The sequence below is a fragment of the Actinomycetospora straminea genome (assembly GCF_028737255.1).
Classification (GTDB): domain Bacteria; phylum Actinomycetota; class Actinomycetes; order Mycobacteriales; family Pseudonocardiaceae; genus Actinomycetospora; species Actinomycetospora straminea.
Genome location: NZ_JAQZAN010000043.1, coordinates 1 through 10,186 on the forward strand (window position 1 = coordinate 1; position 10,186 = coordinate 10,186).

Sequence of the window (10,186 nt, forward strand, 5' to 3'; positions counted from 1 at the left end):
GCTGGCGCGTAGGTGTCCACCGGGGTGTAGGTCTGCGCCGGGGTGTAGGTCTCCGGCGGGACATAAGCCTGGGTGTAGGTCTCCGGCGGGACATAAGACTGAGTGTAGGTCGCCGGCGGCGTGTAGGTTTGCGCCCGACTAGAGGCTGGCGCGTAGGTGTCCACCGGGGTGTAGGTCTGCGCCGGGGTGTAGGTCTGCGCCGGCGCAAAGATGTCCACCGGGGTGTAGGTCTGCGCCGGGGTGTAGGTCTGCGCCGGGGTGTAGGTCTCCGCCGGCATGTAGGTCACCGCCGGCATGTAGGTCACCGCCGGGGTGTAGGTCGGAGCGTAGGTCGCTGCCGGCGAGTACGCCTGCGGCTCCACGAACCGTGCGCTGTCCATCTGCTGGGCAGCGTGCCGCACCGCCGGATCCTCTGCGTTGGCTGCATCGGAGGACGTGGGCGACGGCGAGTAGCTAGACGGCGAGTAACTAGACGGCGAGGACGCAGACGGCGAGGACGCAGACGGCGACGAAGTAGACGGCCGCGGAGTAGACGGCGGCGGAGTAGACGGCGGCGGAGTAGACGTGGAGTCACTCATCTCTTACTCCAACAGAAGGTCATGATCGGACGGGTCGCGCGACCGGTCTTCGGTCTAAGCCTCCAAGCTCGCCGAGGAATCGGTCAAGAACTTCCTGGGTGGGGGAACCCCTCCACCCACATCACAGCATCGACGAGGCAGGCCCAGGAGCTACTCCGGTGCTAGGTATAAGAGTGGCTCCAACGAGTCCCGGAAGACCGATTGCGTGTTTCGCTCGCGGCGCATGCGAGTTCTTAATCGAATCGCGGCCTCGTCGTGGAACAAGGAGATGATTCTTTCAGCCGCTTCTCTATAATAGGGCATCGTTGAGCTTCGAGAGGTCGCTGCGTCTCGCTCTGTAGGAAACTCAATATAGTGGGCATTCGTGCCGTACATACTTCTCATCGCCGAGAGACGTGCATTAAGAAATAAGGGGTTCCCGCAGGCGACCGCCTCTTGACATACGAGTGAGTACGATTCAGATGTAGACGGATGAGCGTAGAAAGTTGTCAAGTGAAAGAGATCGAGGACTACCTTGTGAGGAAACTCGTGCCGGTAATGCTCCAGGTCCTCTCGAGGGATACCCGGGAGTGATTCGATCAGATTGGTAAATATGACCTCCCGACTGTTGAGGCCAAGTTCCCTTTGTTCGCGTATCACTTCGTTGCGGTAGTCAACGAAGTGCTGGGCGGTGGAGTGGAAGTTGAAGATAATCAGCTTCACGCCAACCCCTCTCGCCTTCAAGGCGGCGAACAAGCGGACAAGATCCTCTGGGCGCTTCCCTCTGTCCATGCGTATCGGGTAGATCGCGAGGACATCAGGTGAATACAGATCGTATTGCCTAATGAGTGCGCAGGTGAGAGGGTGGAAATTAAAGTCCCCCTCCCAGTTAACCGCATGCGGCACCACCTTGATCCTCCTGATGTCGACACCATACTGTGCGACAACTCGTGGCACGTCGTCTGAATTCGGGTACAAGAGCCACGAGTGGGCAAGAGGCTTAAATCGCGAGCTCCGTGGGTCGTCGACGGAGAAGCCCGGATTCGGCCACGGCGCGGAGTGGATGAAGTGCAGCCACGTCACGTGTGGAAATTCTTCTGCGAGTGCGCGACACGCTTCGTTATAGGCAAGGTGCTGAGGAAGATAGACGAAATCGTGCGTTATGGCAACGTCAATCTCTTGCAGAATGCTTCGCAGGGCGGACACAAGCGTGTGAACCTTGTTGAAATACTCGGACGGCCGTTCCACGGCATCATAATCATTCTCCATCAGGCATACGGGTAGGCGCCTTTGTCGCAGGCGTGGGTCGGAGTACACTCCTTGTGGCTGAAAGCCGTCGCACCCGACAAACGTCGTTGGATATCCATTCTCAAGAAGCATCCGAACATGGGTTTCGACGACCCTACACAGCGAATAGGCGTCGCTCAGGTGGACAAAGGTAGTGAGGACAGCGACGCGCTTCATGCGTTGAACCCTTCGTACGTACGCCGACGTGGGGACCCATAAGGTTCGCACGTGGCGGCGGACTCGAGCCCTGTGAAGCCGGCGTAGAAGCTCGCCCAGCTGCAGCTGGGGCCCCACTGCTTAGAAGCAACTCTCGAATGCCCCCTTCCCGGACTTGAGGGAATTCTGGCAGTGTATGCGGCTTCCGGGCGCAGGCGTTGCGCGCCGACGTCAACGGCCGGGATGATCGGTGAGGACTTGGTTTCTAACGGGGCCCGATGCATCGAGGATTCGTCTCCTACGCCTCGTGCGGCGCCGTCGTGCTGTTTCCCAGGGAGAGCGTCGCGTTGCTTTCGCCCGAGAGGTCGACTAGGAGCTTGCGAGCATTATCGGCGGCCTCGCAGAGACTGCGCCGCTTCGTCTCAAGGGTGGATCGATCGCGCTGCGATCTTTCCGCCTGCTGTGCGGCGACGGTGAGATGGTTGACCTCGTTGTTTAGCACGGCGATGCGCTTCTGGAGCTCATCGTCGATCTGCCTTTCGGCCTCGTCTCGCATGTCTTTGATGAGGTCGCCTATGGCGAGACCCGCGTCGCGTTGGAACTGGGCTAGGCTTTCGGCCAACACCCGACGCGCCTCGATCTGCTGGTTAATCCTGCGTGTCTTTAGGAGCGCAAGCGCTCCGGACGCCAGACCGAGAGCTGGCCCGACCGCGGCCAGGGTAGGCCCGCCGAGGAACGCGGCGAACCCCGGAACGCTGCTCTTGAGGAAGGCTCCACCGCCGACGGACATGGTCTGTCGACCGACGTTGAAGGCCGACGACAGGTCGAAGCTGTTGACCCGTCGCGCCGTGAGGCGGTCCCTTTCGGGGAGTGCCAGCTGTCCGGCCCGCACGTCGAGCTCGGCGACCCCCAGGTCCTTGGCTTGGTCCCCGACGAGCGCGAGGACCTCGTCGGAGAGGTCGCTTTGGACGCGCACCTGGAGACGGGCAAGGTCGGCTTCGATCTCGGCGGCGATGGCTTCCTGCCGACCGCTGTGCCAGCGCTCGAGGATGTCCCGCTCGATGGCTTCCCGGAGCTTCGCCATCTCGTCCTGCAGTGCTGCAATCCGGCCCCGTTCGAGACGTGCGAACCGCTCGACCCACTGCCTCCGCCACCTCCGGGCTCCGACGGTCTGCTCCTCCAGATCACGCTGTCGCTGTCGAAGGTCCATGAGAGGCTGCGGGTCGCCCGAGAGGGTGGCAATGCCCCGATCGCACGTAGCGATGAGGCGCTCGAGGCTGGCGATGGCGAGACGCGTCCCGTTAGCTAACCGTAATCGGACGGCGCGCATCGCGACGTCCTCGACGAGCCTCGACACGACTGCGTCCAGGCCTGCCTCGGCGCGCAGCTCGGCGAGTAGGTCGGGATCGTTAGTGGTCGCTACCTCCGCGGCCAGGCGGGCTGTTCGGGCGCTTACTGGGAGCATCACCTCATCGGCGAACCGCGACCCTCTGCCCCGCAACAGGTCGCGGTTCTCCTCGAGCACTATCCTCCAACCGGGACGGGCGTCGGTCTTGGTGAGCAGGAGCAGCACGGTGTCGATCCGATCGGCCGCGTCGTTGAGGAACTCGAGCTCGGACTTCGATAGCGGAGCGCCGGAGTCGAGTAAGAATACCAAGGCATCGGCCTGTCGAAGGGCGGCGAGCGTCGTCTCCCCGTGCGCCGTGTTGAGGCCACCCACGCCGGGGGTGTCGATCAGGCACAGTCCCTGGTCGAGCAAAGGTGATGGAACAGTGACTACGGCGTAGTCAATGTTCTTGAGCCGGGCGCTCCGACCGCCCTCAGCGACCCACTCAGCGAGTTCCTCGACCGGAACTGCAAAGCCGCGTTCTTGGTTGCGCTGGTAGATCTCTGCCTCCGGACTGAGACCGGGCTGGACCACAACGTACGTGTTGGTCGCGACGTCGACATCGACAGGAAGCAGGTCCGGCCACCCGACCAGCGCATTGATCAGGCTACTCTTTCCTCTCGACGCTTCCCCCGCCACCACGACGTTGGCCGGCGCGCGGTCGTCGACGCGAAGTAACTCGATCTCGATCCGAACCCCGAGGTCGACGATCCCCGCCAAGCGCAATTCGGCGAGCGTTCCCTCGAGGAGTGCGCGGACCCTGAGGTGAGACGCTAGCAAGTCTGGATCGCGCCAACGCTGTTGCGCCGGGCCGTCTGTCTGATTGCTGCGGATCCGCCTCAGAGCCCCGGCCGACTCGCTCTCGCGTCGAGTGTTCATCGTCGTTCTTCCCCTCAGGTTGCCGCGAGTTGGTCGTCAGCCTGCTGCCAGAGTGCGGCGTAGGACATCCGCATCACATCGATGACCCTGCGCTCGCCAGGGCCGACAGTGGGGTCGGCGCCAACCGCTATTGCTTCCATCGCTTTCCTCCGTGCTGCTGAGCGGATGTCATCGGCCGTGGCGTTCGCTGGCAGCCCAAGCCGTTGTGCGGCCGTGCCGCTCCCAGTTAGGGTTCGCAGCTCCTCCTGCAGATTCGCAGGAAGCTCGACGGCGTCGTCGCCGATGCAGGCGCGGACGGCGTGCAGTTCCCGGAGCTGGTGCATTGAGGGCTCGAGCACCAGTTCTTCGGCAACGCTCCTCATACGCGCCCCAGCCATCTCGGGAAGCTGATAGGACAACCGAGTGGTGGCAGCTAATGCTTGATCAGCCTTGAGAACGTCGGTCCGGGGCATGAACGCCTGGGAAATCACCGCGCTGATGGCCTCGAAGCCAGACTCTCGCAGCAGCACACGGTATAGCTCGCCGAGCGTCTCGACGCCGCTCTGCAATCCCGCTAGCGTCCGATCGACCCCAAATAGTCCGAGACGGCTAATGAGTTCTTCCGCGAGCAGCTCGTGGCCGCCGAGCTCCGATATCGCCTTATAAAACAGCGGGACGCTTGCCGTGGCATATCGCGCCCCAAGGCTCGTCGCGAGGGCCTGCAAAGAGGCGAAATGATCCTCTGTCAGGAGGCCCGCCCGTACGGTCTCCGCCAAGAGACCAGCCACCGGTACGACCGTTGCAAGTTGAAGGCGAAGGGCGGGCTCACGAGCCAACCGCTGCGCGATCCGCCCGAACTGGCGCAAGGGTTCCGGGTCGTTGTCCTGGTCGATCTTGCTGAGGACCCCTACGGTGTTGATCGAGCACGATGCCAACGAGCTCCCGGTGAGTTCGCGGAACGCCGACAGCCATTCAGTCTCCCGGTTTCGACCACCGGCCTGAAGGAGAAAGATCAGCGCGTCGGCGTCGACCGTCGTTGATCCCTCGCCTCCGAAGATGCGACGTTCGGTCAGTGCGGATGCAGTCTCGCGCACGCTGTCCAGACCCGGCGTATCGACGAGTGTCACCGCCGAGACCATTGCCGAGCTGGAGAGCCGGACACGGAGTAGGTCGACCGCTTGGGGCGGTACACCAAGCTCCGTGGGCATCGACCCGTCTGCCCGCAGGGATCGTCGCAGGACCCTTCCGTCCGCGAGCTCAATGTCGACACCCTCGTTCTCGTCGAACTCGTAGAGGGCGAATAGGCGAGTGGTCTCGGCGGCTCCCGTCGGCGCCACCCTCCGCGCGAGCAGTGCGTTCACCATCGTCGACTTGCCTGCGCTGACCTGGCCGGCCACTGCGACCCGCAACGGTCGATCAAGGCGCGCACACTCCGCTATTAATTGGTCACGGACCGCGCCAGGACCTAGCTCGTCGATCTGGGCACGAAGCATCTGTCCGACTCGACGGGAGAGCGGTCGTACTGACTCGGTCGGCGCGTCCACCATGGCGCTCCTTACTCGGCGGGCTTACTCGGCGAGGTCGGGTGGGTCGAGCTTCTTCCTAGAGCTAGTCGTACTAGCCGCCGTCATCACCGCGCCGCGGTGTTGGCTTGCCCGGTGCTCTAAGCCGGGGGCGCTGCCATTTCGTAGTTCGCGTCTCCATGTCGATATCGTGCTGGTTCTGTCCCTGCGCCGCCCCCTGCTGACTTTGACGCTCGAGACTGATCGCTGGCAGACCCCTGCAGGTCAGCGTTCGACCTTGCCGACACACGGCAGGCCGGTGGTCGCTCTTCGACGTGGCAGTCTCTGTTATCGCCACTCATGAAGATCGTCGACCAACGGCTGCGCACGAAGGCAATGCCGATGGCGCTGGAAGCCGACGGGACCGGGCCATTGCGCAACCCCAAGTCGCTGTTCGTTCTACCGTTGAAATTCATCGCTAACAACTCGCTCTCCTGAAGACGACCGCTTATCGTGGCGGCGCTCAAACTCGTCACCGGCCCGCTGTACGCCGGAGGCGTGCTGCTCGATCTGGGTTGGAGCTTGTTGGCGGCAGCTCGCTGCCCCGCGGCCGCCTAGTTCTCGCGCCGCCGCTGGAACTCGCCGGCCTGAATCGCGGGCCCGACACTGGTCGGAGCATCGTGTGCCGTTCAGTCGCACCCTCAATGAGATCACCGCCGTTCTTGACATGCCGTAACCCCTCGAGCACCAAGAGTAACTTCGTGGGGCCTTTCGTCACCGCGTGGGAACAGAGGCTAGGGAATTCCCGCCAGTCTGTCTCTGCTACAAACGAGCTGCTCATAGCTGTTTCGCTGGTCGCTGCTCGCGCTGCCTGTCCCACCCGACGCCCGTCGGGGGTCTGTGGGGCGCGGCCGCGGGGTCAGGCGGCTGCGTGCTCGTAGTGCTGGTCGTCGTCAGCATGGCGAGGCTCCAGCACGAGCCGGCGAGCTCGCGAGCGACCCAGCGGGGACGACGACGGAGACCAAAGGGCGCCTGCCGCGCGCTTCGAGCCGTCACCGCCGCTGGTGCAGCCGCTGGTTGCCGGCCGGACGCGGGCCCGCACCGCGGCGGGCTGGCCATCGGCGCGCCGGACGCGGTCTCGACTAGATCGCGCCGCAGCGCGCCCCCCGACTGCGGTCCTTGCTGCAGCGCAGGTTACCCCGTGTGCACGCGACGCAACTAGTCGAGGTGCTCGCCGGTCCACGTGCTGTGTTGAAGACGCCCGCGGCGACGTCAAGCGCACTCCGGGGGGGGGCGGCTGCACTGCGTGCGTGGGGTCTCCACGCTGACCGCGGTCGGGCTCCGCGCCGAGGTCACCGACTGGGAGCGCTCGCCGGCTCGACCGTCGGCTCTTGCTTGGGCCTGGTGCCCTCGGAGTTCTCCTCCGGCGCCAGCCGGGTCCACGGCGGGATCACCAACTCCGGTAACGGACGCTTGTCGGTTGCCCTACCCGGGCGGGCCGACCTCACCGCCGAGCTCACACCATTGACACCGAGCGGTACGGGCGGCACCTAGTTGGCCGGTCCGACCAGACCCACCACATCTCGCTATAGCGAGTGTTGACCTGTGACGGCGAGTGCTCCGACGACTGCACATGGTTTGCAGTCCACATGGTGCAATGACTGGCCGACGATCGGTGCCTACGCTCATGGTTCATGTCCGGTTGGGTTCTCGGGATCGATTTCGGGACGACGTCGACGGTGGCGGCGTTACGGTTGCCGTCGGGGCCGGCCACCGGCCGGGTGGACCTCGTGTCGCTGGGCAACAGACCCCCGCAGCTGCCGTCGGCGGTGTTCTGCGACGACACCGGGACCATGCGGGTTGGCCCGCACATCCCGGCAGGCGCTCCGGCGCTCAACATCGAACGAACCCCGAAACGCTGGGTCGGACGAGGTCGGGTGCCGATCGGCGCGGTCATGGCCGACGATCGCGACCTGGTAGCGACCGTGCTCGGCTTCGTCGGCGAAGAGGCCCGCAGAGCGACCAACGGGCACCATCCGGCCCGAGTGGTACTGACCCATCCCGCCACATGGCAGGCCGCCAAGCAGCGTCGGGTAACCGAAGCCGCGGCCCGCGCCCATCTACCCGAGCCCGAACTGGTGGCCGAGCCCGTAGCTGCAGCCGGCGCGTTACTCGAGCGCGGCGCGTTCCACGATCTCCCCGACGACGCACTGGTCGCCGTCTACGACCTCGGCGGAGGCACGCTCGACCTGTCGCTGCTGCGCTACCGCGACCACGTATTCACGCTGATCGGCGAACCCAGCGGCCACGAAGAACTCGGCGGGGAATACCTCGACCAGCAACTATTCACGAAAGTCGTGGACGACTGCGCTGACCAGGAACGAGAGCTGCTGGCCAATCCGCCGCTAGCAGGCCAGTCCGAGGCACGATGGCGAGAGGCCGCCGCGACGCTGCGCAACAGGGTCCGCGACGCGAAAGAAAATCTGAAGTACGTCGCAACCACCCAGATCATGCTCCCCGAGGTGATCGAAAGCCGCCGCAGCTACACCATCACCCAAGACGAACTACGCACCCTGGCCACCCCCATGATCAGCCGCACCATCGAACTCCTCGACACGGGCCTGCTCAAGCGCAACGGACACACCACCGCTGACCTCAGCGCCATCTGCCTGGTCGGCGGAGGCTCCAAACTCGCCCTGGTCCCCCGCCTGCTCGAAGAACACTTCGGCTGCCCGATAGCCGCCCACGGCGACCTCGCCACCCTCGTCGCCACCGGCGCCGCACTCAACCCCGCCCCCCAAACTGCGCCCTCCGAGACTGCGGTCGGCTCGACGAGTCCGACTTACCAACAGGCCACAGGCCAAATTGGCCAGACACGATCCGATTCAGCGAGGACTGACAGCACTTCTAAGATGAGGTCGACGGCCGTCTCCCCGACCAGCCCTGCGCCGAGTAATCAGGCAGGCTCTCAGCCAACAGCGGCCGACAAAGGACCGCGATTCGCGGGCGGACGACCGTCGAAGAAGCCCACTGAGGCCGAGCGCCCGATCGCTGTCGAGGCATCGGCAATAGCCCGCCGCAGCCGAGCCGAACTCAAGGAGATGCTCAAACATGGCAAGATTAGCGTCTCTGGAGCGATAGAGCGGGCGGGCTCGGACGAAGCTATAGCAAGAATGAAAATATTGGAGCTGTTGAGGGCCTTACCTGGCGTAGGCAAGGTTCGGGCACAACAGCTGATCGAGCGTTTGGAAGTCGCCCCAACTCAGCGTGTGGGCGGCTTAAGCGAGCGGCAGCGCAAGGCACTGCTAGGTGAATTCGCTCAAGCCGAGAGCGAGCAGAAAGAAGCAAGATCGACTCCCGCAGCATTGTCTTCGCCTCCCGTCCATGAAGCGCAGAATAGACCCAGAAGCGAACTCGAACCTTCACTCAGCAAAATTGTCAGTTGGGGTCATAACTATAAGATGCTGGCGGAATTCGAGCAACGCGAGGGATGGAACGTTAAGTGGGATGTTGCAGCTTTGCGCGAATCGATAGGGAGCAGCGAGAGGGTTGCGACTGTACATCCGGCTAACCTCGGCAGCATTGGTGGAGTCGTTCTCGTTGTGACCGATTCGCACCTCCACTTGTCCAACGCGGGGGGAGGCTGGGTTTCCCCCTCGTGGCGGCGACTCCGCGAGTCGGTTCCGGGAATCTACAGACGAAGTCGCACCCTGGTCGTACTGCCACTCAAAGCGATAGTGAAAGCAACGGCGCAGAGCGACAAGCTCGTACTTCAAGTAAGCCCGTTGGTCGACCTGAATTTTCCCCCTCGCACCCTTCCAGCATTGACTCTCAACTCAACGAGTAGTGCCAACGGCGTGGCCCGTTCGATAAATTCAGCAAGGCAAGGTCGCACCTAGAGACAATTTCGGAGACCAGCGGACCAATTTAGGCCGACTGAACTACAACTACCGCCAATCTTTCCTGGCTCGTTGCTTTCATTTCGGCCGACGAGGCGGACGAGGCGGACGACCTGCGCGAGAGCGCGAATAGGACGGGACCGCGCCGTGCGAGCGGCAAGGCCAAGGAAGGGCTGATGCTTCGCTCGAGCACGCGATGAGGCCACGTCGGCTGGGGGGTTGCCGGGGCACGCAATGTCGGTGATCGTGCAGGACGCCGCCCGCCGAGCCGGAGTGCCGGACCACGAGCGGTACAGCGCCCACAGCTCCCGAACCGGAGGGGCGACAGTCACACCGTCGCCGTGCACGTCGTGCGCGACGACTCTAAAGATCGTCGACACGGTCATGTCGCTGTGCGGCACCAAGCCGCGCGGGCGGACCGACCCAGACGCCGGGTTACTGATTTGTGACGGAGGGTGTGCTTGCGGTTGCAGGTAGTTCGCGGCCCACATGGTGCAATGACTGGCCGACGATCGGTGCCTACGCTCATGGTTCATGTCC

General features: G+C 63.8%; 6 protein-coding genes. 2 read left to right on the plus strand and 4 right to left on the minus strand.

Annotated features, from left to right (window positions below; genetic code table 11):
• From PH190_RS30340 to PH190_RS30355, 4 genes are all read right to left on the minus strand, one after another.
• Positions 1-380 (minus strand): hypothetical protein (locus PH190_RS30340; protein WP_274235276.1); only part of this gene is annotated, 380 nt, incomplete at its 3' end.
• Positions 381-728: 348 nt separating this feature from the next.
• Positions 729-2,021 (minus strand): glycosyltransferase family protein, encoded by a 1,293-nt coding sequence (locus PH190_RS30345; protein WP_274235277.1) that lies wholly within the window; start codon positions 2,019-2,021, stop codon positions 729-731.
• A 277-nt stretch (positions 2,022-2,298) separates the two neighbouring features.
• Positions 2,299-4,107 carry a dynamin family protein gene (locus PH190_RS30350; protein WP_274235278.1) on the minus strand — a complete coding sequence of 603 codons (1,809 nt, stop codon included), beginning with the start codon at positions 4,105-4,107 and terminating at the stop codon, positions 2,299-2,301.
• Between the two features lie 173 nt (positions 4,108-4,280).
• On the minus strand, positions 4,281-5,792 hold the full coding sequence (locus PH190_RS30355) for a dynamin family protein (protein WP_274235279.1): 1,512 nt from the start codon (positions 5,790-5,792) through the stop codon (positions 4,281-4,283).
• Between the two features lie 315 nt (positions 5,793-6,107).
• Between PH190_RS30355 and PH190_RS30360 the strand changes: the two genes are divergently transcribed.
• Complete coding sequence (locus PH190_RS30360; protein ID WP_274235280.1) at positions 6,108-6,245, plus strand: hypothetical protein; 138 nt, start codon at positions 6,108-6,110, stop codon at positions 6,243-6,245.
• A gap of 1,196 nt (positions 6,246-7,441) precedes the next feature.
• Positions 7,442-9,646, plus strand: coding sequence for an integration host factor, actinobacterial type (gene mihF / locus PH190_RS30940; RefSeq protein WP_274235281.1), 2,205 nt, complete (start codon positions 7,442-7,444; stop codon positions 9,644-9,646).
• Positions 9,647-10,186: the final 540 nt, after the last annotated feature.